Here is a 25399-nt window from a genome sequence, read left to right as displayed (position 1 = left end):
CCCAGCGCCCCCGGAGGGGAGCAAGGGTTCAGCCTTGCCGAATCACCAGTCTGCCACCCTGCCGCTGGGCGACGACTTTGCCCGGGAGATTGATGGCTCCCTGGCCGCGCCAGCCGGTGATCAGCCGGTCGATCTCCTCGATGTGGCGGGCGAAGAGCGAGCCGGCCGGGGCGCCCGCCTCGATGGCAGCCTGGCGCAGGATGCGGCGGCGCACGGCGGGCGGCAGGGCGTAGAGCTTGGCGCACTCCAGGAGGCCGGCGGCGTCGCGTACGGAGGCCTCGGCCTGGCGGGCCCAGGTGTCGAGGGCGTCGGCGTCGTCACGGGAGAGCTGGGCGGTGCGGGCGAGTGCCTCGACGACTCCTTTGCCGAGCGCCTTCTCCAGGGCGGGCAGGCCCTCGTGGCGCAGCCGGGAGCGGGTGTAGGCGGGGTCGGCGTTGTGCGGGTCGTCCCAGACGGGCAGGGACTGGACCATGCAGGCCTTGCGGGCGGTCTGGCGGTCGAGTGCCAGGAAGGGGCGGCGGTAGCGGCGGGCGGCCCCGGGGCCTCCGGAGACGGCGGCCATGCCGGACAGCGAGCGGATGCCGGAGCCGCGGGCGAGGCCGAGCAGGACGGTCTCGGCCTGGTCGTCGCGGGTGTGGCCGAGCAGGACGGCGGTGGCGCCGTGGCGTTCGGCGGCGGCGTCGAGGGCGGCGTAGCGGGCGTCGCGGGCGGCGGCTTCGGGTCCGCCTTCGCGGCCGACGCTCACGGCGGTGGACTCGACGGGGTCCAGGCCGAGTTCGCGCAGGCGCAGGACGACTTCCTCGGCGCGCAGGTCGGAGCCGGGCTGGAGGCCGTGGTCGACGGTGACGCCGCCGGCGCGGATGCCGAGTTTGGGGGCCTCGAAGGCGAGGGCGGAGGCGAGGGCCATGGAGTCGGCCCCGCCGGAGCAGGCCACGAGCACGAGCGGCGACGGCGGGCGCCGGTGCGGGGCCTGCGCCGGGTACTCGGCGGAGGTGTGGTGTTCGTTGAGGAGGTCGTGGAGGACGCGGCGGACCGCCAGGCGTATCGCCGCGACCGCAGGATGGGGACCCATGTCCGGTTCCCTTCATGAAGTTTTCGGGGGGTGAGCCCGAGGTTCGGTCACTCAGAGTGTGTAGATGGTGACAGAACCGGGCCGTTCCCCGAGCATTGCACGCCTACCCATGGCTCACGGTCCCTCGGACGGGTGATTGAAGGGGCGTTCGCCTGCCGTCGGCCGGATTCCTCTCACCTCCCGGGCGCGTGGCTCACGACTCCGCTTTGCGGTGCACCCGCGCGACCCAGTCCGCCGGTTTGGCGATCTCCGACTTGGTGGGGAGGGTGTTCGGCGAGGTCCACACGCGGTTGAAGCCGTCCATGCCGACCTGGTCGACGACGGCCCGCACGAAGCGTTCGCCGTCGCGGTACTGGCGGAGCTTGGCGTCCAGGCCGAGGAGCTTGCGCAGCGCCATGTCCAGGCGGGAGGCGCCCTTGGCCCGCCGCTGCTGGAACTTCTCGCGGATCTCGGCGACGCTCGGCACGACGGCCGGGCCGACGCCGTCCATGACGAAGTCGGCGTGGCCCTCCAGGAGGGACATCACGGCGGTGAGGCGGCCGAGGATCTCGCGCTGGGCGGGGGTCTGCACGATCTCCACGAGGGAGCGCCCGCCGTCCTCGTCCTCCTCGCCCTCGGGCCGTCCGCCGGCGAGGGACTGGGCGGCCTCGCGGATGCGTTCCAGGACGGTCATGGGGTCGACCTCGGTCTCCCCCAGGAACGACTGGATTTCGCCCTCCAGGTGGTCGCGCAGCCAGGGCACGGCGGTGAACTGGGTGCGGTGGGTCTCCTCGTGCAGGCAGACCCAGAGGCGGAAGTCGTGGGGCTGGACGTCGAGTTCGCGCTCCACGTGCACGATGTTCGGGGCGACCAGGAGCAGCCTGCCGCCGCCGTTCTCGCCGGCCGGGAGTTCGCGGGTGGCCGGGGCGAAGGTCTCGTACTGGCCGAGGACGCGGGACGACAGGAACGACAGCAGCATGCCGAGTTCGACGCCGGTCACCTTGCCGCCGACGGCGCCGAGGACCGCGCCGCCGGGGCTGTTGCCGCGTCGTTCCTGCATCTTCTCCAGGAGCGGTTTGAGGATCTCCCGGAACCCGGCGACGTTGGCCCGCACCCAGCCGGGGCGGTCGACGACGAGTACGGGAGTGTCGTGGATGTCGTCCGTCGCCATCCGGGTGAAGCCGCGGACGTGTTCCTCCGAGGCCTTGGCGTGCCGGCGCAGTTCCGCGACGACGGCCCGGGCCTCGTCACGGCTCACGTCGGGGCCCGGCCGTACGAGTCGGGTCGCGGTCGCCACCGCGAGATTCCAGTCGACCATCTCGGCACCACCGATGCTCGTCATGCGTCAACCGTACGTGAGCGTTACCGCTTGGGGCAGGCCGCGCGGGCGCACAGCACGGGCGGCGGGTCAGCCGCAGCCGCAGGCCGCGAGCGCGGTGGCCGTGCGGTCGAGCGCGCTCTGCGCGGCCGCCGGGTCGGTGGTGTTCGAGGTCAGGAACGCGAAGGCGAGCAGCCGGCCGTCCCGGTCGACGACCGTCCCGGCCAGGGTGTTGACCCCGGTCAGGGTGCCCGTCTTGGCCCGTACGACGCCTGCCGCGCCGTCGGTGTAACGGCTGGTCAGGGTGCCGGTGAAGCCCGCCACGGGGAGGCCGGTGAGGACCGGGCGCAGTTCGGGGTGGGCCGGGTCGCCCGCCTTCACCAGGAGGGAGGTCAGCAGGTTCGCGGTGAGCCGGTCGGTGCGGTCGAGTCCGCTGCCGTCGTGGAAGTCGGCGCCGGCGAGCGGGAGTCCGAGGGTGTTCAGCCGGTCGTGGATGGCCTTGCCTGCGCCCTCGAAGTCGGCGCGCTGCTTGGCCGCCAGGGCGGTCTGGCGGGCGAGGGCCTCGGCGATGTCGTTGTCGCTGTTGGTCAGCATGCGTTCGACCAGGGCGGACAGGGGCGGTGAGGAGACCTCGGCGAGGATCTCGGCGCGGCCGGTGGCCTTGGAGGGGCCCGGGGAGGTGGTTGTGACGCCGTGGTCCGCGAGGAGTGCCGCGAAGGTGCGGGTGGCGGCCGTCGCCGGGTCCGTGGCGCGCGGTGCCGGTCCGCTGCTCGTGTCGTCGGTGCGGGCCTCGTCCGCCATCAGGGCGCTGACGGGGGCGAGGTTGTCGTTGACCCCGATCGGGTGGATCTCGGGGCCCGCGTAGAGGGTCTTGTCGTAGGAGAGCGTGACCTTGGTGATGTTCCGCTTCTTGAGGGCCGCGGCGGTGTCCTCGGCCAGGTCGCGCAGGCTCGCCCAGCCCCCGGCGTCCGGGCGGGCGGTGAGGGTGGGGTCGCCGCCGCCGACCAGGACGAGTTCCTTGGTGTCGGGTTCGAGGGCCGCGCGGGTGGTGAGGCGGTGGTCGGCGCCGAGGGCGGACAGGGCGGCGACGGCGGTGGCGATCTTCGTGGTGGAGGCGGGGGTCAGCGCGGTGCCGGCGCCCGTGCCGTAGAGCCGTTTGCCGCTGGTCACGTCCACGACGGCGGCGGTGTGGCGGGTGCCGAGGGCCGGGTTGCCGAGGAGCGGGCCGAGGACGCCGGCCAGGGCCTTGCCGGTCGGCGCGGACTTCACGGTCACTCCCGTGCCGCCCAGGCCGACGAGCACGGACGGGGCGCTCGGGGCGGGCCGGGGTCCGGCGGCGGCCGTACCGGAGCCGCCTTCGTGATCTGTGCCACCCGGTCGCTCCAGTGCGACCGCCCGGTCCCGCTCGGCCGTACGCTGACCCGAGGAGTCCCACGGACCGGCGGCTGTCGCGACGGTGGCGGCCAGCGCCAGACCGGCGCCGGCGGCACCCGCGGTGTACTGCCAGGTCTTGACGGTCTTCGGCCTGGACACCCGGGCAAGCCGTGTGACCTGCGGCTTCACGGCGGCGGCGGTTCGTGCGAGAGACGGCCGTACGGCGCCCGCGGCCCGGGTCAGTCCTGGGCGTACGGCGTCCGCGGCGCGTGCCAGACGCGGTCGTACGGCGTTCGCGGCCCGCACCACATGCGGTCTCGCGGTCCGCCAAAGCCTCGGTTCAGGCACGACCAACAGCCCCTTTCGCGATCACACACCTGCGTGAGGGACACTTAACCACCAGAACTATGTGTTGATCATGGAGGAGCCACCGGTGGAGTTCGACGTCACGATCGAGATCCCGAAGGGTTCGCGGAACAAGTACGAGGTGGACCACGAGACCGGTCGGATCCGCCTGGACCGTCGACTCTTCACCTCGACCGCCTACCCGACCGACTACGGCTTCGTCGAGAACACCCTCGGCGAGGACGGCGACCCGCTGGACGCGCTGGTCATTCTTGACGAGCCGACGTTCCCGGGCTGCCTCATCAAGTGCCGTGCGATCGGCATGTTCCGCATGACGGACGAGGCCGGCGGCGACGACAAGCTGCTGTGCGTCCCGGCGACGGACCCGCGCGTCGAGCACCTGCGCGACATCCACCACGTCTCCGAGTTCGACCGCCTGGAGATCCAGCACTTCTTCGAGGTCTACAAGGACCTGGAGCCCGGCAAGTCCGTCGAGGGCGCCGACTGGGTCGGCCGCGTCGACGCCGAGGCCGAGATCGAGCGGTCCTACAAGCGCTTCAAGGACCAGGGCGGCCACTGAGCCCTGTGTCACGGACGGGCCGTACGCGCACGCGTGCGGCCCGTTGGTGTGCCCGCGCATACTGAGGCTTACGGAATGTGTCGTTCAGGGAGCGTTACGGAGTGACGGAGGCGGAGCACCGCAAGCCGCAGTCGGACGAGGCCAGGAGTTCCTACGACTCCGAGATCACGTCCGAGTTCGCCCTTCCCGACGGGCTCGCGATGCCGAGAACCGCCGGCGGCGAGCCGGAGACCACCTCCGAGTTCGCGCTGCCCAAGGGGCTGGACGTCCCGCAGCCGCCGGCCGTGGAGCCGGAGGGGTCGGCGTTCAGCACGCCCCGCACCTACAGCGCGAAGGACGCGCCGCCCGCGTTCACCCCGCCGAACGGCATACCCGTGGTCAGCCTCACCAAGGACGTGCCCTGGCAGGACCGGATGCGCACGATGCTGCGGATGCCGGTGGCCGAACGGCCCGCGCCGGAGCCGGCCGCGAAGGCGGACGACGAGTCCGGTCCGGCCGTACCGCGCGTGCTCGACCTGACGCTGCGTATCGGGGAGCTGCTGCTCGCGGGCGGTGAGGGCGCCGAGGACGTGGAGGCGGCGATGTTCGCCGTGTGCCGGTCGTTCGGGCTGGACCGCTGCGAGCCGAACGTCACCTTCACGCTGCTGTCGATCTCGTACCAGCCCTCGCTCGTGGACGACCCCGTGACGGCGTCCAGGACCGTGCGGCGGCGCGGCACCGACTACACGCGCCTCGCGGCCGTCTTCCGGCTCGTGGACGACCTCAGCGACCCCGAGGCGGCCATGACGCTGGAGGAGGCCTACCGGCGGCTCGCCGAGATCCGGCGCAACCGGCACCCGTATCCGACCTGGGTGCTCACCTCGGCGAGCGGGCTGCTCGCGGGCGCGGCCTCCGTGCTCGTCGGTGGTGACCTGGTGGTGTTCGTCGCGGCCATGCTGGGCGCGATGCTCGGCGACCGGCTGGCGTGGCTGTGCGCGGGGCGGGGGCTGCCGGAGTTCTACCAGTTCACGGTCGCCGCGATGCCGCCGGCCGCGATCGGGATCGCCCTGACCCTGGCCGACGTCGACGTGAAGGCGTCCGCGGTCATCACCGGTGGGCTGTTCGCGCTGCTGCCCGGGCGGGCGCTGGTGGCGGGCGTGCAGGACGGGCTGACCGGGTTCTACATCACGGCGTCGGCCCGCCTGCTGGAGGTCATGTACTTCTTCGTGGGCATCGTCGTGGGCGTGTTGGTGATGCTCTACGTCGGTGTGCAGCTGGGCGCGCATCTCAACCCGGACGAGGCGCTGTCCACGGATCCGCGGCCGCTGTGGCAGACCGCCGCGTCGATGCTGCTGTCGCTGACCTTCGCCGTCCTGCTCCAGCAGGAACGATCCACCGTGCTCGCGGTGACGCTGAACGGTGGCGTCGCCTGGTGTGTGTACGGCGCGATGCACTACACCGCCGATTTCTCCCCGGTCGCCTCCACGGCCGTCGCCGCGGGGCTCGTGGGGCTGTTCGGGCAGCTGCTGTCCCGGTTCCGGTTCGCCTCCGCGCTGCCGTACACGACCGCGGCGATCGGGCCGCTGCTACCGGGTTCGGCGACGTACTTCGGGCTGCTGTCGATCGCTCAGAACCATGTCGACGAAGGGCTGGTGTCGCTGTCGAAGGCGGCGGCGCTCGCCATGGCCATCGCGATCGGGGTCAACCTGGGTTCGGAGATCTCGCGGCTGTTCCTGCGGGTGGGTTCCGCGGGCAAGCGGAGGGCCGCGAAGAGGACACGGGGGTTCTGACCCGGCTTTCAGTAGCCCTGGTTGTAGGGGTCCTGCTGGTTCTGCCCGCCGTACTGCTGCCCGTTGCCGTAGTTCTGCGGGTACTGCTGGGCGTACGGCTGCTGCGGCTGCTGCGGCTGCTGGTGGTACGGCTGCTGTTGCTGCGGCTGCTGCCCGTAGTACTGGTCGTAGCCGTTCTGCTGCTGCGGGGGCTGGGGCGGCTGCTGCTGGTCGTGGGACGGGATGCGGCGGAGCTGGGTCGTCGCGTCGTCCATCTGGGGCTGGTACTGCTGCTGGGCCGGGGCCGCCGGGGCCTGGGCCGCCGCCCGCTTCTTCTTCCCGCGCTCGCGCAGGTACTCGATGATGATCGGGACCACCGAGACCAGGACGATCAGGACCAGGATGGCCTCGACGTTCTTCTTGATGACGTCGATCTGGCCCAGCCAGTAGCCGGCCAGGGTGACGCCGGTGCCCCAGGCCACGCCGCCGATGATGTTGTACGTCAGGAAGGTGCGGTACTTCATCCGGCCGGCGCCCGCCACGATGGGGGCGAAGGTCCGCACGATCGGCACGAAGCGGGCCAGGACGATGGCCTTGGGGCCGAACTTCTCCATGAACTCGTGGGCCTTGTCCAGGTTCTCCTGCTTGAAGAGCTTGGAGTTGGGCCGGCTGAAGAGCCTCGGGCCGAAGAACTTGCCGATCATGTAGCCGACCTGGTCGCCGAGGACCGCGGCCGCCACGATGAGCGTGCACACCAGCCACAGCGGCTGGCTGATGAAGTTCCCCTCGGCCACGAAGAGACCCGCCGTGAACAGCAGGGAGTCGCCCGGCAGGAACGCGAAGAGCCCCGACTCGGCGAAGACGATCAGCAGGATGCCTGGCAGGCTGAACGTCTTGATCAGATAGTCGGGACTGATCCACTCGGGGCCGAGCGCGAGCATGGTCACGGGATTGTGGCTCCTGCTGGTGGGGCGGGCGGGGCTGGCTGCCCAAAAGTATCAACGCAGCCGTCGGGACCCAGGTTCCATGGGGCACCCCAGGATGCACTGTGCGCCGTCCGGGACAAAGCTGTGAGCCATGGGTATTGACGAATACGGCGGCGGCCAGGGGCCCCAGCCCGATGTGCTCGTGGTGACCACCAACGACGTTCCCGGCCACCGGGTCCAGGAGGTGCTGGGCGAGGTGTTCGGGTTGACCGTGCGCTCCCGGCACCTCGGCAGTCAGATCGGCGCGGGGCTGAAGTCGATGATCGGCGGTGAGCTCAGGGGGCTCACGAAGACGCTGGTGCAGACCCGCAACCAGGCGATGGAGCGGCTCGTCGAGCAGGCACGCGCGCGTGGCGCCAACGCGGTGCTCGCGTTCCGGTTCGACGTGACGGAGGCGGCGGACGTGGGGACGGAGGTGTGCGCCTACGGCACGGCCGTGGTCGTGACCCGGGAGTAGACCCGGGTCACGACCTCTAGGAGGCGTGCCGGGCCGCGTTGGCCCTGATCGCGTCCCTCAGGTGTTCGGCGAGGCCTTCGCGCATGGAGTCGTAGAACGCCTTGAAGCGCTCGTCCGAGACGTACATCTCGGCCAGACCGAGGTGCGTCTCGTACGGGCAGTCGTAGAACCAGCCGCAGATGTGCTGCCGGTGCTCCTCGGCCATGTCCATGGCCGCCTTCGAGGTCGGGGGGTCACCGGCGGCCATCAGGGCGTCGTAGCGCTCGCCCCAGTCGGCCACCTCGGCCTGCATGCGTGTCCAGTCGTCCTTGGTGTAGCGCGCGGCGCGGCGCTGGGACTCGGCGTACGCCTCGGTGCCGCCCCAGCGCTGTTCGGCCTCCTCGGCGTACTGCTCGGGATCCTTGTCGCCGAACACCTCGAACCTCTCCTCCGGGGTCAGGTTGATGCCCATCGTGCGTGCCTCCATGGCGTGTTCCACGGCCGCCGCCATCTTCTGGAGCTTCTCGATCCGGGCGGTCAGCAGTTCGTGCTGGCGGCGCAGGTGCGCGCGCGGGTCCGCGGCCGGGTCGTCGAGCAGGGCGGCGACCTCCTCGAGCGGGAAGCCGAGCTCGCGGTAGAACAGGATCTGCTGCAACCGGTCGAGGTCCTGGTCGCCGTAGCGCCGGTGACCCGCGTGGCTGCGCTCGCCGGGCACGAGCAGGCCGATGTCGTCGTAGTGGTGCAGGGTGCGCACCGTCACGCCGGCGAAGCCCGCGACCTGTCCCACGGAGTAGCTCACTTCGTCCGCTCCCTTCTCGGTACGCGTTCCACGGTGGCTCCTCACGCCGCGTGAGGTGCAAGCCCGGCAGGGACATCTCCAGATGTCGTGCCCGTTTTGTCCGCTTATCGTGACCCCGTGGCCCAGGACACCGCGCAGCAGGCAGCCGCCGCCCCGGCGACCCCGGCGCGCGCCCTGCTGCCGTTGATCCTGCCCGCCCTGCTGGTCGGCGTGGCCGCGAGTCTGCTGCTGGTCGGGGTGAGCGCGGCGGCGGAGCAGCTCGAGCACGTGCTGTGGCGGAACCTGCCGGACGCGCTGGGCGTGGGCCGGTACTCCGTGCTGTGGATGCTCCTCGTGCTCACGGCGACGGGGGTGGCCGTGGGCCTGGTGGTGTGGAAGATGCCCGGGCACGCCGGGCCCGATCCGGCCACCATGGGGCTGAACGCCCCCGTGCTGCCGCCCGCCGTGCTGCCGGGGCTGGTCCTCGCGACCGCGCTGATGCTCGCGGGCGGCCCGAGCCTGGGCCCCGAGAACCCGCTGATCGCGGTGAACGTGGCGCTCGCCTTCTGGGCGGGGTGCCGACTGGTCCCGCGGATGCCGCGCGGGCTGTGGCCGGCGCTGGCGGAGGCGGGGACGATCGGCGCGCTGTTCGGGACGCCGGTGGCGGCGGCGCTGGTGATCTCGGAGGCGCTGGCCGGGCGGCAGGTCAGGGGCGCGCTGTGGGACAACGTGTTCGGGCCGTTGGTGGCGGCCACGGCCGGCGCGCTGACGATCACCCTGGTGGCCGAACCGAGTTTCGACCTGCATCTGCCCGCCTTCGATCAGCCCGGCTGGGGCGACCTGCTGGCGATGCTGGTGGTCGCGTCCGCGGCGGCGCTGCTCGGGATGGCGGCCGTGCTCGCCCTCCCGTACGTCCACGGCGCCTTCGCGCGGCTGCGGCACCCGATGCTGGCGCTGCCCGCCGGCGGGCTCGTCCTGGGCCTGCTGGCGGCCGTGGGGGGCCATCTGACGCTCTTCAAGGGGCTGGACGAGATCGGTGAGCTCGCGGCGGACCCGGACGGCTGGTCGGCCGGGGAGTTCGCCACCATGGCGGTGGTGAAGCTGGCCGCGCTGCTCGTCGCCGCCTCCTGCGGCTTCCGGGGCGGGCGGATCTTCCCGGCCGTCTTCGTGGGCGTCGCCTTCGGGCTGTGCGCCCACGCGCTCGTGGACTCCGTGCACCCCGCCCTCGGCGTGGCGGCCGGGGTGCTCGGCGTGCTGCTCGCCGTCACCCGGCAGGCCTGGGTGAGCCTGTTCACCGCCGCCGTACTGGTGGCCTCACCCGCGATCCTCGCGCTGCTGTGCATCGGCTCCCTCACGGCCTGGCTGCTGGTGACGGGGCGGCCGCAGATGCAGTTGCGCGCGGACGGAACCCCCATCCGCTGACCCACGTTGATCCCTACAGGAGGCACACCCATGCCACTGCACCAAGGGCCCGAGAAGCCCGACGAGCGCCCGATGTCCGTCAATCCCTTCTACGGCGTGGCCGATCCGGTCGGCGGGATGACCGAGGCCCCGCCCAAGCACCGGCTCCCCACCGCCCCGATGCCCCCGGCGACCGCCCACCAGCTGGTCCGCGACGAGCTGATGCTGGACGGCAACTCCCGCCTGAACCTGGCCACCTTCGTCACGACCTGGATGGAACCGCAGGCCGGGATCCTGATGGCGGAGTGCCGCGACAAGAACATGATCGACAAGGACGAGTACCCGCGCACCGCCGAGCTGGAGCGGCGCTGCGTGGCGATGCTCGCCGACCTGTGGAACGCGCCGGATCCCTCGGCCGCGGTGGGCTGTTCGACGACCGGCTCCAGCGAGGCGTGCATGCTCGCGGGGATGGCGCTGAAGAGGCGCTGGGCCCGGCGCAACGCCGACCGCTACCCGGGGGCGCGACCGAACCTGGTCATGGGGGTCAACGTCCAGGTGTGCTGGGAGAAGTTCTGCAACTTCTGGGAGGTGGAGGCCCGGCTGGTGCCCATGGAGGGCGAGCGCTTCCACCTCGACCCGCAGGCCGCGGCCGAGCTGTGCGACGAGAACACCATCGGGGTCGTCGGCATCCTCGGCTCCACCTTCGACGGCTCCTACGAGCCGGTCGCGGACCTCTGCGCGGCACTCGACCAGCTCCAGGACCGCACCGGCCTGGACGTCCCCGTGCACGTCGACGGGGCGTCCGGCGCCATGGTCGCGCCCTTCCTCGACGAGGACCTGGTGTGGGACTTCCGGCTGCCGCGCGTGGCGTCGATCAACACCTCCGGTCACAAGTACGGGCTGGTCTACCCCGGGGTGGGCTGGGCGCTGTGGCGGGACGCGGAGGCCCTGCCCGAGGAGCTCGTCTTCCGCGTGAACTACCTGGGCGGCGACATGCCGACCTTCGCTCTCAACTTCTCCCGGCCCGGCGCGCAGGTGGTCGCGCAGTACTACACCTTCCTCCGGCTGGGCCGCGAGGGGTACCGGGCCGTGCAGCAGTCCACCCGGGACGTGGCCCGCAGTGTCGCCGAACGCGTGGCGGCGCTCGGCGACTTCCGGCTGCTGACCAGGGGCGACGAACTCCCCGTGTTCGCCTTCACCACGGCACCGGACGTCGAGGCGTACGACGTCTTCGACGTGTCCCGGCGGCTGCGCGAGCGCGGCTGGCTGGTCCCCGCGTACACCTTCCCGCCGAACCGCGAGGACCTGTCCGTGCTCAGGGTCGTCTGCCGCAACGGCTTCTCGGCCGACCTCGCCGACCTGTTCGTGGACGACCTGACCCAGCTGCTCCCCGAACTCCGCCGCCAGCCGCACCCGTACACGCAGGACAAGGGGGCGGCGACGGGCTTCCACCACTAGGAACGCCCCGAGGTCCGCACCGGGACCTAACGGCTCAGCCGCGTGAACCTCCTGACGGCCAGAGGGAAGAACACCGCCAGGAGGGCCAGCGGCCATGCGATCGCCGCCCACACGTGCCCCGGTTCGCCGCCGGGGCCGCCCACCAGGTCGCGTACCGCTGTCGCCGTGTGGGACAGGGGGTTCCACTCGACGGCCGTGCCCAGCCAGCCGGGCATGGAGTCGGGGGTGGCGAAGGCGTTGGAGAGGAAGCCGACCGGCCAGACCAGGATCTGCACCGCCTGGACCATCTCCGGCCTGCCCGCGACCATGGCCAGGTGGATGCCGATCCACAGCATGGCGAACCGGAAGAGCAGCAACAGGCCCACCGCTGCGAGGAGTCCGCCGACGCCGCCGTGGGTCCGCCAGCCGATCGCGTACCCGACGCCGGTCATCGCGGCCAGGCTCAACGCGGACTGGAGCATGTCGGCGGCCGAACGGCCCACCAGGACCGCCCCGTTGGCCATCGGCATGGACCGGAAGCGGTCGATCACGCCCTTGTTGAGGTCCTGGGTGACGGCGATCATGGTCGCCTCCAGCCCGAACGCCATGGTCAGCGCGAGCATCCCGGGGACCAGATAGTCGACATAGTCCCCCTCCACACCCCGCCCGCCGCCGACGAGGTAGCCGAACATCACCAGCAGCATCACCGGGAAGACGAGCCCGACGACGACCCGCACCGGCTGCCGTGCCCAGTGGGCGAGTTCGCGCCGGGTCAGGGTCCAGGAATCGGTCAGCGCGTAGGTGCTCACACGGCCTCCTTCACTCGGTTCCCGTCACCGGTGAGGTGCAGGAACACCTCGTCCAGCGTGGGCCGGCGCAGCACCACGTCCTCCGCCTCGATCCCGGCCGCCTCCAGAGCCCGTACGACACCGGAGAGCGCCGCCATCCGGTCGGTGACCGGGGCGCTGAGCAGCCGGCGGTCGGCGTCGACGGAGACCGTGGCCGCGTCGAGCGGCAACAGGGCGACCGCAGCGCCCAGTTGACCGGCGTCGCGCAGGACGACGTCGATGCGGTCGCCGCCTGTGCGGGCCTTGAGCTCGTCCGCGGTGCCGTCGGCGACGACCCGGCCGCCGTCGACGAGGGAGATGCGGTCGGCGAGCTGGTCGGCCTCCTCCAGGTACTGGGTGGTCAGCAGGACCGTCGTGCCGCCGCCGGCCAGGGAGCGGACCGCGGCCCAGACCTCGGCGCGGCCGCGCGGGTCGAGGCCGGTGGTGGGTTCGTCCAGGAACAGCACCTCCGGGTCACGGATCAGGGAGGCCGCGAGGTCCAGTCGGCGCCGCATGCCGCCGCTGTAGGCGCGGACCGGCTTGCGGCCGGTGTCGGCGAGCCCGAAGCGCTCCAGGAGCTCGTCGGCACGCACGCGCGCGTGGCGGGCGCCCAGGTGGTAGAGGCGGCCGAACATCTCCAGGTTCTGGTGGCCGCCGAGCTCCTCGTCGAGGGCCGCGTGCTGGCCGAGCAGGCCGATGCGCAGCCGTACCTCGTAGGCCTGGCGCACCACGTCGTGGCCTGCTACCTCGGCGCGGCCCCCGTCCGGCCGCAGCAGCGTGGCCAGGACACGGACCAGGGTCGTCTTGCCGGCTCCGTTCGGGCCGAGCACGCCGTGGACGCTGCCGGGCGCGACCCGCAGATCGAGCCCGTCCAGGGCGTCCTTGTCGCCGTAGCGCTTGCGCAGGCCTTCCGCGACGATCGCGTCGGTCATCGGGCTCCCCTCCGGAATCAGCCTGTAGTCAAACTTGACTACAGCCCCAAAGTAATGCCCGCGCTCGGACTCGTCAAACTTGATTAGTGGGCGTCCTCGGGGTGCCGCTCCCCCGTCGCGTACGGGTTCTCCTCGCCCTCGGCGAGGACGCCGACGAACGGCTCGCCCTCCCCGGCGAAGGTGTACGCCCCGCCCTCGATCCGGGCGATGAGCCCCTGGGTCCACTCGGCCTCGGCGTCGGCCGTGTGGATCCAGAGGTTCATGATCTCGCCGATGTGACCGAGCTGTTCGGGACCGTCCTCGGGCACGTAGTGCTCGAGGACGGCGGAGCGCCACTCGTCGATGCGCCGGACGCGCTCCTTGAGAAGGGCCACCGCCTCGGCGCGCGGCAGGTCGACCATGAAGCCGATGGCCGCCGACTTGATGTCCATCTTCTGGTCGTAGGAGGTCAGCGCCTCGCGCACCAGCCGCAGGAACTCCTCGGTGCCCAGGTCGGTGATCTCGTACTCGGTGCGCGGCGGGCCGCCGGCCGTGGAGGGTGCGATCTCGTGCGCGTGCAGCAGCCCCTGCTTCGCCATCTGCTTCAGGGCGTGGTAGATCGAGCCGGGCTTGGCGTTGGACCACTCGTGCGCGCCCCAGTACTCCAGGTCGTTGCGCACCTGGTAGCCATGGGCCCGCCCGTGCTGGCGCACCGCGCCCAGCACGAGGAGACGGATGCTTGACATGCGGTCCAGGTTATGGCCTCACCCTTGGGCGAGGGCCACCAGCTCGAACGCGGTCTTCCCGTCGAGGGACTCCCGGATGATGTCGGCGTGGCCCGCGTGCCGGGCCGTCTCGCGGATCAGGTGCAGGAGCACCCAGCGCACGGAGACCCGGCCCCCCGGCGGGAACCAGGGCTGGTCCGGCAGCGCGAAGGTCTCGTCGAGGCTCGGCACCGACCGGGCGAACGCCTCCGTCTCGGCGGCGACCTTCTCCCAGTACGCCAGCTGCGACGCCACGGTCTCGTCACCGACCAGCGCGAAACACTCGTGCCAGTTCGACGGCTCCCGCTGTACGGCCGGCTCCTCGCCCCTGGCCCGGGCGATCCAGCTCTGCTCGACCTCGGCGACATGCTTGACCAGCCCGGCCAGGGAGAGCTCGCTCGCGCTGGGCCTGCTGGACGCCTGCTCGTCGGTCAGCCCGAGCACCGCGCGCCGGATGCCGCCGCGCTGCTCCGCCAGGAAGGACAGAAGCGCGCCGCGCTCGTCGCCGTACTCCTCCGCGGGAACGTGCATGACCATGGCCGCCGCCTTTCGCTTGCGTGGAGCCGAGGGGCTGTTCCCCCGACACCGACGAAGCTACGGGCCCTTGCGGACAGGTGCTGTCCGCAAGGGCCCGGCGCGCACGAGAAATCAGTCGGACATCAGAACGGGAAGCGGCTCCGGCCGTGCTGGACCGAGATCCACTTGGTGGTGGTGAAGGAGTCCAGCATGGTGTCGCCGTTCAGACGGCCGATGCCGGAGTGCTTCTCGCCGCCGAAGGGGACGATCGGCTCGTCGTGCACGGTGCCGTCGTTGACGTGGAACATGCCGGTGTCGATCTGCTTGGCGAAGGCGACACCGCGCTCGATGTTCGCGGTGTGGACCGCACCGCTGAGGCCGTACGGGGTGTCGTTGACCAGGCGCACCGCCTCCTCCTCGCCGTCGAACGGGACGAGGAGGGCGACCGGGCCGAAGAGCTCCTGCTTGAGCAGGGGCGAGTTCGCGGGGAGGTCGGTGAGGACCGAGGGCTCGACCAGGTTGTCCGTGGCGGTGCCGTGCACCAGGGCGGTCGCGCCGTCGGCGATCGCCTGCTCGACGGCGGACGAGACGGCGTCCGCCTGCGAGGAGTTGATGACCGGGCCGATGACCGTCTCGGGGTCGCGCGGGTCGCCGGTCTTCAGGCCCCTGACCTTGGCGACGAACTTCTCGGTGAACTCCTCGGCGACAGAGCGGTCGACCAGGACACGGTTGGCGGCCATGCAGACCTGGCCCTGGTGGACGTAGCGGCTGAAGACGGCGGCGTCGACCGCGTAGTCGATGTCGGCGTCGTCGAGGACCACCAGGGCGCTGTTGCCGCCGAGTTCGAGGACCGAGCGCTTGAAGTTCGCGGCGCAGACGGTGGCCACGTGGCGGCCGACCTTGTCCGAGCCCGTGAAGGAGATGACCTTGGGGACCGGGTGCTCCAGGAAGGCGTCGCCGATCTCCGCGATGTCGGTGATCACGACGTTGAGCAGACCGCCGGGCAGGCCCGCGTCCTCGAAGATCTTCGCGACCAGGGCGCCGCCGACGATCGGGGTGTTCTGGTGCGGCTTGAGGACGACCGCGTTGCCGAGCGCGAGCGCCGGGGCGACCGACTTGATCGACAGCAGGAAGGGGAAGTTGAAGGGGCTGATCACGCCCACCACACCGACCGGGACGCGGTAGACGCGGTTCTCCTTGCCGTCCACCGGCGAGGGGATGATCCGGCCCTCGGGGCGCAGCGCCAGGTTGACCGCCTCGCGCAGGAACTCCTTGGCGAGGTGGAGCTCGAAGGCGGCCTTCAGGCGGGTGCCGCCGAGCTCCGCGATGATCGCCTCGGCGATCTCCCCCTCGCGCTCCTCGATCAGCCGGAGCGCCGTCTCGAACACCGTGCGGCGGGCGTAGGGGTTGGTCTCGGCCCACTTCTTCTGCGCGCGGGCGGCGGCCTGGTACGCCTCGTCGACCTCGTCGACCGTGGCTATGGTGATCGACGCCAACTTCTCGTTGTCGTACGGGTTGAAGTCGATGATGTCCCAGGAACCGGTACCCGGGCGCCACTCACCGTCGATGTACTGCTGGGCCAGGTCGGTGAAGTACGACGACATGTGATCCCCAAATCACTAGCAGACACACGATCAACGTCACGGTCTGATCTCACGTCATCGTACTTGCGCGACACGCCAGTTGGGCACGCAGCGCAATCTTCTGGGGAGAACCCTAGGAGAGCTGGAGGAGACCCCGCAGAAGATCCCGGCTCTCGTCCGGACCCGGGCTGTCCTGCTGGAGCTCCTTGAGCGCCTTCTCGTACTGCGCCACGTCCTCGCGCTTGTCCAGGTAGAGCGCGCTGGTGAGCTGCTCCAGATAGACCACGTCGGTCAGGTCGGACTCGGTGAAGCTGAGGATCGTGAACGCGCCGCTCTCGCCGGAGTGGCCGCCGAAGCCGAACGGCATGACCTGGAGCCGCACGTTGGGGCGTTCGGAGATGTCGATGAGGTGCTGGAGCTGTCCGCGCATCACCTGGCGGTCGCCGTAGGGCCGGCGCAGCGACGCCTCGTCCAGCACCACGTGGAACTCGGGCCCGCCGGGGTCGGCGAGGTGCTTCTGCCGCTCCAGGCGCAGCGCGACCCGCTTCTCCACGTCCGCCTCGCTGGCGCCCTTCATCCCGCGCCGGACGACTGCACGTGCGTACGCCTCGGTCTGCAACAGCCCGTGGATGAACTGGACCTCGTAGACGCGGATGAGGGAGGCCGCGCCCTCCAGGCCCACATAGGTGGGGAACCAGCTCGGCAGGACGTCGGAGTAACTGTGCCACCAGCCCGCGACGTTGGCCTCGCGGGCGAGGGACAGCAGCGAGGCGCGCTCCTGTTCGTCCGTGATGCCGTACAGCGTCAACAGGTCTTCCACGTCACGCGTCTTGAAGCTCACCCGGCCCAACTCCATCCGGCTGATCTTCGACTCGGACGCGCGGATCGAGTAACCCGCCGCTTCCCGCGTGATGTTCCGTGCCTCACGCAGCCGCCTGAGTTGCGAGCCGAGCAGCATCCGCCGCACCACCGATCCGGGCTCTCCCGCGCTCACGTTCGCCAGCCTCCCCAACGTCTTCAGGGGCCGAAGTCTGCCACTAAAACACTCCGAGCAGTACTCGTCCGATTACAGATATGGCAAGAAGCCAAAGATTCTGCACAGGACCGGAGCGACGAGAGGGAGACGAAGGAGAGGAAGAGGCAAGAAAGAGGGGGGAAGATGGCGGAAAAAATGGCCAACAAGCGGTACGGGAGGGTCCAATTCGGTCACGTGCACGTGCATCTGCACCTTGCATCTGCACCGCTCATCCGAAACCATGGTCCCGCGCAACCGCTGCATCGCAACGACCGCGAATTCCCGGGAGTGCCTCGCATGGGGACGAATGGATCGACCATGCTCGAGCCGTTACGGCAGGGCCTTCCGCCGCTGGATCCCGCGGCCGTGTCCGACGCCGCCTCCTGCTCCCTTCCCGCCCGCTACGAAGCGGTCGGTGACGCACGGAGGTTCACCCGCAGAACGCTGGACCAGTGGGAGCTGGGCGACCGCTTCGACGACGTCTGCCTCGTGGTCTCCGAGCTCGTCACCAACGCGCTGCGGCACGCGATGCCAGCCGGCAGTGTGAGCGCGGGCGAGCACAACCCGCCGGTGCGGCTGCACCTGATGCGCTGGACCGGGCGGCTGGTGTGCGCGGTGCGCGACCCCAGCCAGGACAGTCCGGTGGCGCGCGACTCCGACGACTTCTCCGCGGAGTCGGGACGCGGGCTCTTCCTCGTCGACTCCTTCAGCGACAGCTGGGGGTGGCACCCGATGTCGGGCACGCTGGGCGGCAAGGTGGTCTGGGCGCTGTTCCGCCTCCAGCCGGCGACCGCACCCCAGGGCGCGGCCGACTGACGCACCGCGGCGTTTTACGACGCCGCGGTTCTACGCGCGTTACGCCGCGCGTCCGACCGGTCACCCCCGGCCACCCCGGTCGCCCGCGGGTGGCCGGGGATCAGCCCGCTATCAGGTGGTCGAACTCGCCGTCCTTGATGCCCAGGAGCATCGCCTCGATCTCCGCGCGCGTGTAGACGAGCGCGGGACCGTCCGGGAAGCGGGAGTTGCGGACCGCCACCCCGCCGTCGGGCAGGCGCGCGAACTCCACGCAGGAACCCTGCGAGTTGCTGTGCCGACTCTTCTGCCAGGCCACATCGCGGAGATGCGTGGCCGCCATGCCGTTGTACACGTCGAGGTCCACAGGTCGCTCCCCGGTGGTGCGGTGGCCATGTGGCCAGTGATGCAGTGGTCAACTGGTCCGGATCATAGCTCTGTTCACGTGCAGATGCATGAGCAGATGCACGTGCACGAGGGGTGTTCCTGCGGTTACAGATGTGACGTGTGGGGCCCTCAATACGTTCCCTCGGGTGCCCCGGGGCCCGCTTCGCATGCCTCGTGCACAGGAAGAGACGCATTCGGGGCCCCGGGTGTTCCACCCTCCTCGTCCCGGTCCGGTCGGCTTGCATCTGCCACTGCACGAGCAGACGAGGTGGCGGGGGCGTCAGGGGGTGAGGTGGATCGACGGGGTCAGCGTGAGCCGGAACTGTACGGCAACAGCGCCATCTCCCGGGCGTTCTTGATCGCGCGGGCGAGCAGGCGCTGCTGCTGGGCCGTCACGCGGGTGACCCGGCGGCTGCGGATCTTGCCGCGGTCGGAGATGAACTTCCGCAGCAGATCGGTGTCCTTGTAGTCGATGTAGGTGATGCCGGCCACGTCCAGCGGGTTGGGGCGGTTCTTGGCGGGCTTGCGGTCGAGCTTGCGGGGCGGCATGGGGGGTCAGACCTCCAGGAGGGTGTCGAAGGCGGGCGGGAGTTGCTTCCAGGCGTCGCGGCCCGCGGCGTACTCGGCGTCGGTCAACAGGCAGGACTCCAGGAGCCGTTCGAGTCCGTCGCGGTCGAGTCCGGGCGAGGTGAAGACGAGGTGCTGGCAGCAGTCGCCGTGCTCGGGGTGCCAGTCGAGGGCGGCGGCCGCCCGGCGCACCGGCGGGACCATGTCCCACGCCGCGTCCGGGAGGGAGGCGAGCCAGGGGCCGACGCTCTCCACGCACAGGGCTCCCCCGGCCGCGTCCCAGTGCAGCAGCACGTCCGGCTTGTCGGCGAGCCAGAACCGGCCCCGGCTGCGGGCGGCCGCGCAGGTGATGTCCTCCAGGGCCTCGTAGAGCCGCTCGGGGTGGAACGGCCGGCAGCGATGCCATACGAGCGTGGCCACCCCGTGCGCGTCGGCCTCGGCGGGTAGCCGGGCACAGGCCGGGTGCTGGGCCGCGGCCGCGGACTCCACGTCGAAGCCGGCGAGCGCGGCGCGGGCGAGGGCGGAGTGCGCGGACGGGCGTAGGGGGTGGTGGGTGGCGGCCGGGTCGGGGGGCCGGTGTCCGTGGAGTTCGGTGAGCCGGTTTCCGGGGTGCTCGGTGAACCGGCTCTCCGGGTGTTCTCCTGGGTGTCCGGTGGGCCCGTCCGCAGGCCGGCCGGAGTGCCGGTCACCGCTGATCGGGACCCGGTGGGCCGTCGGGTGGAGTTGGGTGAGGAGTTCGTGGTCCTCCTCGTCGGCCTCCGGGGAGTCGAGGACGGCGAGGACGGGGGCGTACTCCAGCTGGCGGGCGAAGGTGTCGGCGACGGTGCGCTGGTCGGTGGCCGCGGCGGCGAGGCCGCGGTCGGCGAGGTCGTCGCCGTTGCCGAGGTACGGCAGGACGAGCGCCGGGTCGACCGCGGTGATCACGCCGGTGACGGTGAGGCCGCCGGCCGCGACCACCTCGGCCATCGCCTTGGGCTCGACGGAGTCCCACAGTTCGACGACCGCGAGGCGGAGCGTCCCGGCCGCGTCGAGGCGCCGCAGCTCCGGGACCAGGTCCTCCCTCAGCGCACAGCAGGCGCAGTCGTTGACCAGGGGTGTCTCGCCGGCCGACAGGATGCCGGTGGCGTCGCGGATCGTCCGTACGACGGTGCCGGCCGCGGCCGTCGCCAGGTCGTGGTGGAGGACGACACTGCCCGGTACGTCGGCGAGGAGCCGCGCAACGGCCGCCTTGCGGGCGTCGGCGTGCAGCCCGCCGACGATCACGACGGAGAGCATCAGCCCTGCTTTCCGTACCGGCGCTCGAAGCGCTCGACGCGCCCCGCGGTGTCCAGCACGCGCGCGGTGCCGGTGTAGAAGGGATGGCTGACGTTCGAGATCTCGACGTCCACCACCGGGTAGGTGTGGCCGTCCTCCCACTCGATCGTCTTCTCGCTCGTCATCGTCGAGCGGGTCAGGAAGGCGTAATTCGCGGCACGGTCACGGAAGACGACGGGGCCGTAGGCGGGGTGGATTCCCTGGCGCATCGGTCAGCGCTCCTCTCGGAAGTCGACGTGACGGCCGGCGACCGGGTCGTACTTCCGCAGGGTCATGCGGTCCGGGTCGTTGCGGCGGTTCTTGCGGGTGACGTAGGTGAAGCCGGTCCCGGCGGTGGACCGCAGCTTGATGACGGGGCGGAGTTCGTTGCGTGCCATGCTGGTATCTTACTGAAAATGAATTCCATTAACGACACGGCCCCGAGAGAGGTGCGTCACCCTTGTCCGCCCACTGCATGCTGACCGGCGCCCGGCCCGGCTTCGGCAACCACATCTCGTTCTCCCACCGGCGCACCTCACGCCGCTTCGACCCCAACATCCAGTCCAAGCGGTACTGGCTGCCCAGCGAGGGCCGGTACGTGCGGCTGCGGCTGAGCGCGAAGGGGATCAGGACCGTCGACACGATCGGCGTCGAGGCGGCCGTCGCCCGTATCCGGGCCCGGGGAGGGAAGGTCTGATGGCGAAGAAGAGCAAGATCGCGAAGAACGAGCAGCGCCAGGAGATCGTGGCGCGGTACGCCGAGCGGCGGGCCGAGCTGAAGGAGGTCATCCGCAGGCCGTCCTCCAGTGACGCCGAACGGCTCGCCGCGCAGCGGGAGCTGCGGCGCCAGCCGCGGGACGCGAGCGCCACGCGCGTGCGTAACCGCGATCAGGTGGACGGCCGTCCGCGCGGCTACTTCCGGGCCTTCGGGCTGTCCCGGGTGGGGCTGCGGGAGCACGCGCACGCGGGACATCTGCCAGGTGTCCGCAAATCGTCCTGGTAACTCTCACGGGTGAGGCTGGTAGCTTGCTGCGATCCGTGCGGCCGCTACAGCTTGGGAGCCTCCAGTGACTACGGCGAACTTCTCGCGCACCGTGTCGCGCCGGCGGGCCGGGTTCGCGGCCGCGGGGCTGGTGGGCGTGCTCGTCCTGACGGCGTGCAGCGGAGGCGGGGACTCGGAGGACGAGTCCTCGCCCAGCGCGTCGCCCACGCCCTCGGCGTCGGCCTCCGGTGACGGCGGCGGCTCCGGCGGTACGTCGTCGTCCGCGTCCGGCAAGGTCGCGGGCAGCTGGCTCACGACCGCCGACGGCAAGGCCGTGGTGCTGGTGGTCAACGGCGACCAGGCCGCGCTCTTCGCCACCGGTGGATCGGTGTGCAGCGGTACGGCTGGCGCCGAAACGATCCGCCTCAAGTGCACGGACGGCAACAAGGACCGCGCCGTGGGTACGGTCGAGTCCGTGAGCAAGACCGCGCTCAAGGTGAGGTGGCAGGGGTCCCTCGGCACGGAGAGCTTCATGAAGGCCGAGGGCGGAAAGCTGCCGAGCGATTTCCCGACGGCGGGGCTCGGGTCGTAGCGGAGGGGGGCTCGGGTCGTAGCAACGGCGGGCGTCGGATCGTAGCGACGGCGGGTCCCGCGTCGTAGCGACGGCGGGTCCCGGGTCGTGGCGAGGGTGTGGGTGGGGGCGGGCAACCGGTGGGTCCCGTCGTGCGTGATGATCCATGCACTGGATCGCTCACACCGGATCGCTCACATCAGAGGACTTCACATGCGCGCCGCCCCTCTCGCCGTCACCGCTCTCGCCGCGGCTCTGCTGCTCACCGCCTGCGACGACGGCGGTGACAGCTCCGCCGACCGCGCGAGCGCGAGCCCGAAGAGCGGCTCGGCCTGTGCGTTCGGCACGGTCGACCTGGAGGTCGGTCCCGCCAACGTGGCTCCCGCCGCCGGCGACACCGGCAACATCCCCGTCACGCTGACCAACCAGAGCGCGCCGTGCACGCTGGAGGGCTTCCCGGCCGTCGACCTGAAGGCGTCCCACAGCACGGTCGGCCTCGCCGAGGACAAGGCCGCGCAGCCCCAGAAACTGACCCTCGCCAAGGGTGACACCGCGAGCTTCACGATCACGTACGTGCGCGCCGAGCCGGGCGCCGCGGGGAGCCTGGACGTCCGGACCCTGGACATCGCCCTGCCGGGGGACGGCACCCGGAAGAGCTACAAGTGGTCGTACGGCCCGGTCCAGGGCAAGAACGGCACCGCGGACGCCCTGAACGCGTCGGTCAGCGCCTTCGCCCAGGCGGGGGACTGAGGGCGGGGCGGAGGCACAGCCGGGGGCTGAGATCCCGGCAGGGGGCCAAGGCCGGCCCGAGGGGCTGCGGCGGGCCGGTCGGCACGCCAGCCCGGCCAGGGCTGAGGCCAGCCACGGGCCGGGGGCGCTGTGGCGGCTGGGCTCGGGTGGAAACTGCGGCCGGGCGGTCAGGTTCCTGGCTTGGGTCGGCGGTTGAGGCGGGGGTGGTTGTCGACCCGGGCTCGGTCGGCTGCTTGGGCGCCCTCGGTCCAGCCTGCCTCGTCGGTGACGCCGCGCAGGCGGGTCGTGGTGGTCTCCGGGAACATGCGGTCCATGCGGTCGGTGACGGCGACCTCGCGGGAGGCGAGGACCGGCAGCAGGTCCTCGGTCACCGGAGTCTCGGCGGCGGCCCGCAGCCGGTCGCCGACGCGGTGGGCGTAGGCCGCGAGGAAGGACTGCCGGAAGGTCTTGGTGCGCTTGCGACCGCCCGCCCGCTGGGCCGCCTCCGCCCTGGCCATCGCGGACTGCGCCTGCACCAGCAGCGAGGTGTAGAGGAGTTCGACCGACTCCAGGTCCGACTCGAAGCCCACGACCGTGGAGAAGGCGAGCGGTTCGTTCCACACGGCCCGGCAGTGGTTGGCCGTCGCCACCGCGTCCAGCAGCACCGCCTTCGCCTGCTCGTACGGCGGCTCGACCCCGATCCGGCAGGCCCCGGGCGCGTCCTTGGCGGGCGCCCGCGCGTCCAGCAGCGCCTCGTCGACACTGTGCCGGGCCATCAGCTCCTGCGCCTTGGCGGTGAGCGCCTCCGCCTCCTCCGGAAACCCGGTCGCCTCCGCCTTGGCGAGCAGCGCGCGGATACGGCCCAGCATCCGGCCGTCGCCCTGGTGTCCCTGCCGGGGCTCCTCCAGCGGTTCCAGTGCGGGCAGCCGCAGCAGCAGGCGGTACAGCTCCAGTACGGCGGTGGCGTGCGGGAAGCGGTCGGGGCGGGGGGTGTTCGGGTCCGGCTCCTCCAGCTGGGCGAGCTGCGCGGCCCAGCGGTGACCGCGCGGGCGGTCGTCGGGGGCCTGTGCGCGGATCAGGGCCGTGGCGAGCCGTACGTGAGGCTCGTCCAGTTCGCGCCGCACCATGCGGACGACGTCGGCGGGCTGCCAGCCGCGCCGCCAGGCCTGCGCCACGAACTCCGCGCCGCGCCGGGCCAGTTCGGCGTCCGCGCCGGGGTCGGCCGCGAGGAGGGAGGCGCCGGTGTCCAGGGCGGTGTCGTCGTCGGAGTAGAGGGCGGTTTGGAAGGCGCGGTCGACGGTGCCGGCGGCGGGGCCGTCACCGGTGCCGGTGCTCTTGCGGCCCTTGTCGCCACCCGCACCTGCGCCCTTGCCGCCCATGCCCCCGCCCCTGGTGCGGCCGCGGCCCCCGCCGCCCGTACCGTCACTCCTGCCGCCACTCTTGCCGCTGCTCGAACCGCTGCTCACGGGGCGATCGTCTCACCCTCCGAAAATCGGTCGCCCACGCGCGCGTGCCGCTCCAAGCATGACGGCATGATGGACATGTCTCTCTACGCGGCCTTTCTCGTCGCCGCCTTCGCGCTCTGTGTCACTCCCGGCCCCGACATGATGTTCATCGTGGCGATGGGCGGCCGGGGCGGCCCCACCGCGGGGGTGATGGCGGCGCTGGGCGTGGCCTCGGCGATGTTCGTGCACACGGTCGCCGCCGCGCTCGGCCTCTCCGCGCTGTTCCAGTCCCTGCCGACCCTGTACCACGTGCTGCGCTGGGCGGGCGCGGCCTATCTGCTGTACCTCGCGGTGAGGGCGTTCCGGGACCGTTCGGTGCCCGGGGAGGGCGGGGCGCCGGCCGGGCCGGGGATGCGGCGGGCCTTCTGGCAGGGGGCCGTCACCAATCTGCTCAACCCCAAGGTGATCCTCTTCAACGTGGCGTTCCTGCCCCAGTTCGTGGCGCCCGGGAAGGGCCATGTGTGGGGGCAGTTCCTGGTGCTCGGCCTCACGATCACCGTCATGGGCGTGGTCGTGGACGGCCTGACGGGACTGCTCTCCGGGAAGCTCTCGGCGCTGCTGCGGCGCAGTCGGCGGGTGGCGCGGGGGCTGAACATCTTCAGCGGGTCGGTGTTCACGGGGCTCGCGGTGCGGTTGGTGGCCTCGCCGAAGTAGGGGCGACCTCTGGTTGACGCCCGAGGTAAGCGCAACCTCTGGTTGACACCCATGGACTGTCAACCTAACGTTGACACCATGACAGCGAATCCCGCCATCACGTCATCCGTACGGCTCGACGACCTGATCTCGGCGATCAAGAAGGTCCATGTCGAGCCCCTCGACCAGCTCCAGGACGCGGTGATCGCCGCGGACCACCTCGGGGAGGTGGCCGACCACCTGATCGGCCACTTCGTGGACCAGGCCCGGCGTTCGGGCGCCTCCTGGACGGACATCGGCAGGAGCATGGGCGTCACCCGGCAGGCGGCGCAGAAGCGGTTCGTGCCGAAGGAGTCCGCCGACCTGAGCGCCGACCAGGGCTTCGGCCGGTACACCCCGCGAGCCCGTCACGTGGTGATGGCCGCCCACAACGAGGCCGTCGCCGCCGGCAGTGCCGAGGGCCGCCCCGAGCACCTGATCCTGGGCCTGCTGGCCGAGCCCGAGGCACTCGCCGCCCAGGCGATCAGGGCGCAGGACGTCCTCCTCGACAGCGTGCGCCAGGCCGCCTCCGCCGCGCTGCCGCCCGCCGCCGAGGAGCCGCCGCAGCTCGTCCCCTACGGCTCGGACGCCAAGAAGGTCCTGGAACTCACCTTCCGTGAGGCCCTGCGCCTCGGCCACAACTACGTCGGCACCGAACACCTCCTGCTCGCCCTGCTGGAGTTCGAGAACGGCGAGGGCATCCTGTCGGGTCTCGGCATCACCAAGCCCGCGACGGAGCAGAACATCGCCGCCGCGCTCGCCAAGATCACGCAGGAGCGCGGGGACAGCACGGACACGGGCGCCTGAGCCTGTCCGAAAGGTCCGTTGTCAG

29 protein-coding genes are annotated in these 25399 nt (G+C 71.3%); 12 read left to right on the top strand and 17 right to left on the bottom strand.

The genetic code is table 11. The features are described from left to right. Window positions 1-28: 28 nt before the first annotated feature. The 3 genes from tilS to dacB form a co-directional block, all read right to left on the bottom strand. Complete coding sequence (gene tilS / locus AC2XR2_RS25250; RefSeq protein ID WP_330265248.1) at window positions 29-1072, bottom strand: tRNA lysidine(34) synthetase TilS; 1044 nt, start codon at window positions 1070-1072, stop codon at window positions 29-31. A 193-nt stretch (window positions 1073-1265) separates the two neighbouring features. Continuing rightward, entirely contained in the window at window positions 1266-2393 is a 1128-nt protein-coding gene (locus AC2XR2_RS25245; RefSeq protein WP_330265249.1) for a zinc-dependent metalloprotease, read from the bottom strand. Between the two features lie 66 nt (window positions 2394-2459). After that, window positions 2460-4097, bottom strand: a complete 1638-nt coding sequence (gene dacB, locus AC2XR2_RS25240; protein ID WP_491516380.1) for a D-alanyl-D-alanine carboxypeptidase/D-alanyl-D-alanine endopeptidase — start codon at window positions 4095-4097, stop codon at window positions 2460-2462. A 79-nt stretch (window positions 4098-4176) separates the two neighbouring features. Here dacB and AC2XR2_RS25235 point away from each other — a divergent pair, with 79 nt between their 5' ends. Then, on the top strand, window positions 4177-4668 hold the full coding sequence (locus AC2XR2_RS25235; RefSeq protein ID WP_007383738.1) for an inorganic diphosphatase: 492 nt from the start codon (window positions 4177-4179) through the stop codon (window positions 4666-4668). Window positions 4669-4769: 101 nt separating this feature from the next. Next, window positions 4770-6437 (top strand): threonine/serine exporter family protein, encoded by a 1668-nt coding sequence (locus AC2XR2_RS25230; protein WP_491516379.1) that lies wholly within the window; start codon window positions 4770-4772, stop codon window positions 6435-6437. Window positions 6438-6445: 8 nt separating this feature from the next. Here AC2XR2_RS25230 and AC2XR2_RS25225 read toward each other — a convergent pair whose 3' ends face one another. Further along, the gene (locus AC2XR2_RS25225) at window positions 6446-7363 is read right to left on the bottom strand and encodes a DedA family protein (protein ID WP_491516378.1); all 918 of its coding nucleotides are present in this window, start codon (window positions 7361-7363) and stop codon (window positions 6446-6448) included. Between the two features lie 130 nt (window positions 7364-7493). On the opposite strand from AC2XR2_RS25225, the gene AC2XR2_RS25220 reads away from it, so the two are divergent. Continuing rightward, the gene (locus AC2XR2_RS25220; RefSeq protein WP_123762264.1) at window positions 7494-7859 is read left to right on the top strand and encodes a YbjQ family protein; all 366 of its coding nucleotides are present in this window, start codon (window positions 7494-7496) and stop codon (window positions 7857-7859) included. Window positions 7860-7875: 16 nt separating this feature from the next. Here the strand turns inward: AC2XR2_RS25220 and AC2XR2_RS25215 are convergent, their stop codons facing one another. Beyond that, entirely contained in the window at window positions 7876-8637 is a 762-nt protein-coding gene (locus AC2XR2_RS25215; protein WP_491516377.1) for a MerR family transcriptional regulator, read from the bottom strand. Between the two features lie 117 nt (window positions 8638-8754). Here AC2XR2_RS25215 and AC2XR2_RS25210 point away from each other — a divergent pair, with 117 nt between their 5' ends. Next, on the top strand, window positions 8755-10038 hold the full coding sequence (locus tag AC2XR2_RS25210; RefSeq protein WP_491516376.1) for an ion channel protein: 1284 nt from the start codon (window positions 8755-8757) through the stop codon (window positions 10036-10038). A 30-nt stretch (window positions 10039-10068) separates the two neighbouring features. Continuing rightward, window positions 10069-11475 (top strand): glutamate decarboxylase, encoded by a 1407-nt coding sequence (gad, locus tag AC2XR2_RS25205; RefSeq protein ID WP_491516375.1) that lies wholly within the window; start codon window positions 10069-10071, stop codon window positions 11473-11475. 26 nt (window positions 11476-11501) lie between these two features. Here the strand turns inward: gad and AC2XR2_RS25200 are convergent, their stop codons facing one another. From AC2XR2_RS25200 to AC2XR2_RS25175, 6 genes are all read right to left on the bottom strand, one after another. After that, on the bottom strand, window positions 11502-12263 hold the full coding sequence (locus tag AC2XR2_RS25200) for an ABC transporter permease (RefSeq protein ID WP_491516374.1): 762 nt from the start codon (window positions 12261-12263) through the stop codon (window positions 11502-11504). Then, window positions 12260-13213 carry an ATP-binding cassette domain-containing protein gene (locus AC2XR2_RS25195; RefSeq protein ID WP_491516373.1) on the bottom strand — a complete coding sequence of 318 codons (954 nt, stop codon included), beginning with the start codon at window positions 13211-13213 and terminating at the stop codon, window positions 12260-12262. The genes AC2XR2_RS25200 and AC2XR2_RS25195 overlap by 4 nt, the downstream gene beginning before the upstream one ends. An 83-nt stretch (window positions 13214-13296) precedes the next feature. Further along, window positions 13297-13938, bottom strand: a complete 642-nt coding sequence (locus AC2XR2_RS25190; protein ID WP_381297960.1) for a PadR family transcriptional regulator — start codon at window positions 13936-13938, stop codon at window positions 13297-13299. 18 nt (window positions 13939-13956) lie between these two features. Then, complete coding sequence (locus AC2XR2_RS25185; RefSeq protein ID WP_381297958.1) at window positions 13957-14493, bottom strand: DinB family protein; 537 nt, start codon at window positions 14491-14493, stop codon at window positions 13957-13959. 122 nt (window positions 14494-14615) lie between these two features. Next, window positions 14616-16076, bottom strand: a complete 1461-nt coding sequence (locus AC2XR2_RS25180) for an aldehyde dehydrogenase family protein (protein ID WP_491516372.1) — start codon at window positions 16074-16076, stop codon at window positions 14616-14618. A 112-nt stretch (window positions 16077-16188) separates the two neighbouring features. Beyond that, on the bottom strand, window positions 16189-17025 hold the full coding sequence (locus AC2XR2_RS25175) for a Sco1979 family transcriptional regulator (protein WP_491518496.1): 837 nt from the start codon (window positions 17023-17025) through the stop codon (window positions 16189-16191). A gap of 363 nt (window positions 17026-17388) precedes the next feature. Here AC2XR2_RS25175 and AC2XR2_RS25170 point away from each other — a divergent pair, with 363 nt between their 5' ends. After that, on the top strand, window positions 17389-17886 hold the full coding sequence (locus AC2XR2_RS25170; RefSeq protein ID WP_381297956.1) for an ATP-binding protein: 498 nt from the start codon (window positions 17389-17391) through the stop codon (window positions 17884-17886). Between the two features lie 100 nt (window positions 17887-17986). On the opposite strand, the gene AC2XR2_RS25165 is transcribed toward AC2XR2_RS25170, so the two are convergent. The 5 genes from AC2XR2_RS25165 to rpmG all read right to left on the bottom strand — a co-directional run bounded on the left by AC2XR2_RS25165 (window position 17987) and on the right by rpmG (window position 20507). Further along, window positions 17987-18229 carry a DUF397 domain-containing protein gene (locus tag AC2XR2_RS25165; RefSeq protein WP_020141037.1) on the bottom strand — a complete coding sequence of 81 codons (243 nt, stop codon included), beginning with the start codon at window positions 18227-18229 and terminating at the stop codon, window positions 17987-17989. A 326-nt stretch (window positions 18230-18555) separates the two neighbouring features. Beyond that, complete coding sequence (rpsR, locus tag AC2XR2_RS25160) at window positions 18556-18798, bottom strand: 30S ribosomal protein S18 (protein WP_330265263.1); 243 nt, start codon at window positions 18796-18798, stop codon at window positions 18556-18558. 6 nt (window positions 18799-18804) lie between these two features. Beyond that, window positions 18805-20091: a GTP-binding protein gene (locus tag AC2XR2_RS25155; RefSeq protein WP_381297954.1), complete on the bottom strand. Its 1287-nt coding sequence runs from the start codon at window positions 20089-20091 to the stop codon at window positions 18805-18807. Beyond that, window positions 20091-20339 carry a type B 50S ribosomal protein L31 gene (locus AC2XR2_RS25150; protein ID WP_123762251.1) on the bottom strand — a complete coding sequence of 83 codons (249 nt, stop codon included), beginning with the start codon at window positions 20337-20339 and terminating at the stop codon, window positions 20091-20093. The genes AC2XR2_RS25155 and AC2XR2_RS25150 overlap by 1 nt, the downstream gene beginning before the upstream one ends. Window positions 20340-20342: 3 nt before the next feature. After that, the gene (gene rpmG, locus AC2XR2_RS25145; protein ID WP_015658813.1) at window positions 20343-20507 is read right to left on the bottom strand and encodes a 50S ribosomal protein L33; all 165 of its coding nucleotides are present in this window, start codon (window positions 20505-20507) and stop codon (window positions 20343-20345) included. Window positions 20508-20569: 62 nt separating this feature from the next. On the opposite strand from rpmG, the gene rpmB reads away from it, so the two are divergent. The 4 genes from rpmB (at window position 20570) to AC2XR2_RS25125 (ending at window position 22411) form a co-directional block, all read left to right on the top strand. Continuing rightward, window positions 20570-20806, top strand: coding sequence for a 50S ribosomal protein L28 (rpmB, locus tag AC2XR2_RS25140; RefSeq protein ID WP_123762250.1), 237 nt, complete (start codon window positions 20570-20572; stop codon window positions 20804-20806). Then, on the top strand, window positions 20806-21111 hold the full coding sequence (rpsN, locus tag AC2XR2_RS25135; protein ID WP_381297952.1) for a 30S ribosomal protein S14: 306 nt from the start codon (window positions 20806-20808) through the stop codon (window positions 21109-21111). Before rpmB ends, rpsN begins: the two co-directional genes overlap by 1 nt. 64 nt (window positions 21112-21175) lie before the next feature. Further along, window positions 21176-21682: a hypothetical protein gene (locus AC2XR2_RS25130; RefSeq protein WP_381297950.1), complete on the top strand. Its 507-nt coding sequence runs from the start codon at window positions 21176-21178 to the stop codon at window positions 21680-21682. A 192-nt stretch (window positions 21683-21874) separates the two neighbouring features. Beyond that, entirely contained in the window at window positions 21875-22411 is a 537-nt protein-coding gene (locus AC2XR2_RS25125) for a DUF4232 domain-containing protein (RefSeq protein WP_491516371.1), read from the top strand. A gap of 167 nt (window positions 22412-22578) precedes the next feature. Here the strand turns inward: AC2XR2_RS25125 and AC2XR2_RS25120 are convergent, their stop codons facing one another. Further along, window positions 22579-23769 carry a DUF2786 domain-containing protein gene (locus tag AC2XR2_RS25120; RefSeq protein WP_491518495.1) on the bottom strand — a complete coding sequence of 397 codons (1191 nt, stop codon included), beginning with the start codon at window positions 23767-23769 and terminating at the stop codon, window positions 22579-22581. Window positions 23770-23922: 153 nt separating this feature from the next. On the opposite strand from AC2XR2_RS25120, the gene AC2XR2_RS25115 reads away from it, so the two are divergent. Further along, window positions 23923-24549 carry a LysE family translocator gene (locus AC2XR2_RS25115; RefSeq protein ID WP_381297946.1) on the top strand — a complete coding sequence of 209 codons (627 nt, stop codon included), beginning with the start codon at window positions 23923-23925 and terminating at the stop codon, window positions 24547-24549. Between the two features lie 78 nt (window positions 24550-24627). Next, on the top strand, window positions 24628-25374 hold the full coding sequence (locus AC2XR2_RS25110; protein ID WP_381297944.1) for a Clp protease N-terminal domain-containing protein: 747 nt from the start codon (window positions 24628-24630) through the stop codon (window positions 25372-25374). Window positions 25375-25399 lie beyond the last annotated feature (25 nt).

It is taken from the genome of Streptomyces sp. LS-MS-L19, assembly GCF_058382285.1.
This window is presented reverse-complemented; position numbering and strand designations above follow the sequence as displayed.

Bases quoted from the DNA above. Each gene is read 5' to 3' on its own strand.
- tilS (WP_330265248.1), bottom strand. From the start codon at position 1,072: ATGGGTCCCCATCCTGCGGTCGCGGCGATACGCCTGGCGGTCCGCCGC.
- AC2XR2_RS25245 (WP_330265249.1), bottom strand. From the start codon at position 2,393: ATGACGAGCATCGGTGGTGCCGAGATGGTCGACTGGAATCTCGCGGTG.
- AC2XR2_RS25220 (WP_123762264.1), top strand. From the start codon at position 7,494: ATGGGTATTGACGAATACGGCGGCGGCCAGGGGCCCCAGCCCGATGTG.
- gad (WP_491516375.1), top strand. From the start codon at position 10,069: ATGCCACTGCACCAAGGGCCCGAGAAGCCCGACGAGCGCCCGATGTCC.
- AC2XR2_RS25195 (WP_491516373.1), bottom strand. From the start codon at position 13,213: ATGACCGACGCGATCGTCGCGGAAGGCCTGCGCAAGCGCTACGGCGAC.
- AC2XR2_RS25190 (WP_381297960.1), bottom strand. From the start codon at position 13,938: ATGTCAAGCATCCGTCTCCTCGTGCTGGGCGCGGTGCGCCAGCACGGG.
- AC2XR2_RS25185 (WP_381297958.1), bottom strand. From the start codon at position 14,493: ATGGTCATGCACGTTCCCGCGGAGGAGTACGGCGACGAGCGCGGCGCG.
- AC2XR2_RS25180 (WP_491516372.1), bottom strand. From the start codon at position 16,076: ATGTCGTCGTACTTCACCGACCTGGCCCAGCAGTACATCGACGGTGAG.
- AC2XR2_RS25170 (WP_381297956.1), top strand. From the start codon at position 17,389: ATGCTCGAGCCGTTACGGCAGGGCCTTCCGCCGCTGGATCCCGCGGCC.
- rpsR (WP_330265263.1), bottom strand. From the start codon at position 18,798: ATGCCGCCCCGCAAGCTCGACCGCAAGCCCGCCAAGAACCGCCCCAAC.
- AC2XR2_RS25155 (WP_381297954.1), bottom strand. From the start codon at position 20,091: ATGCTCTCCGTCGTGATCGTCGGCGGGCTGCACGCCGACGCCCGCAAG.
- AC2XR2_RS25150 (WP_123762251.1), bottom strand. From the start codon at position 20,339: ATGCGCCAGGGAATCCACCCCGCCTACGGCCCCGTCGTCTTCCGTGAC.
- rpmG (WP_015658813.1), bottom strand. From the start codon at position 20,507: ATGGCACGCAACGAACTCCGCCCCGTCATCAAGCTGCGGTCCACCGCC.
- rpsN (WP_381297952.1), top strand. From the start codon at position 20,806: ATGGCGAAGAAGAGCAAGATCGCGAAGAACGAGCAGCGCCAGGAGATC.
- AC2XR2_RS25125 (WP_491516371.1), top strand. From the start codon at position 21,875: ATGCGCGCCGCCCCTCTCGCCGTCACCGCTCTCGCCGCGGCTCTGCTG.
- AC2XR2_RS25120 (WP_491518495.1), bottom strand. From the start codon at position 23,769: ATGGGCGGCAAGGGCGCAGGTGCGGGTGGCGACAAGGGCCGCAAGAGC.
- AC2XR2_RS25115 (WP_381297946.1), top strand. From the start codon at position 23,923: ATGATGGACATGTCTCTCTACGCGGCCTTTCTCGTCGCCGCCTTCGCG.
- AC2XR2_RS25110 (WP_381297944.1), top strand. From the start codon at position 24,628: ATGACAGCGAATCCCGCCATCACGTCATCCGTACGGCTCGACGACCTG.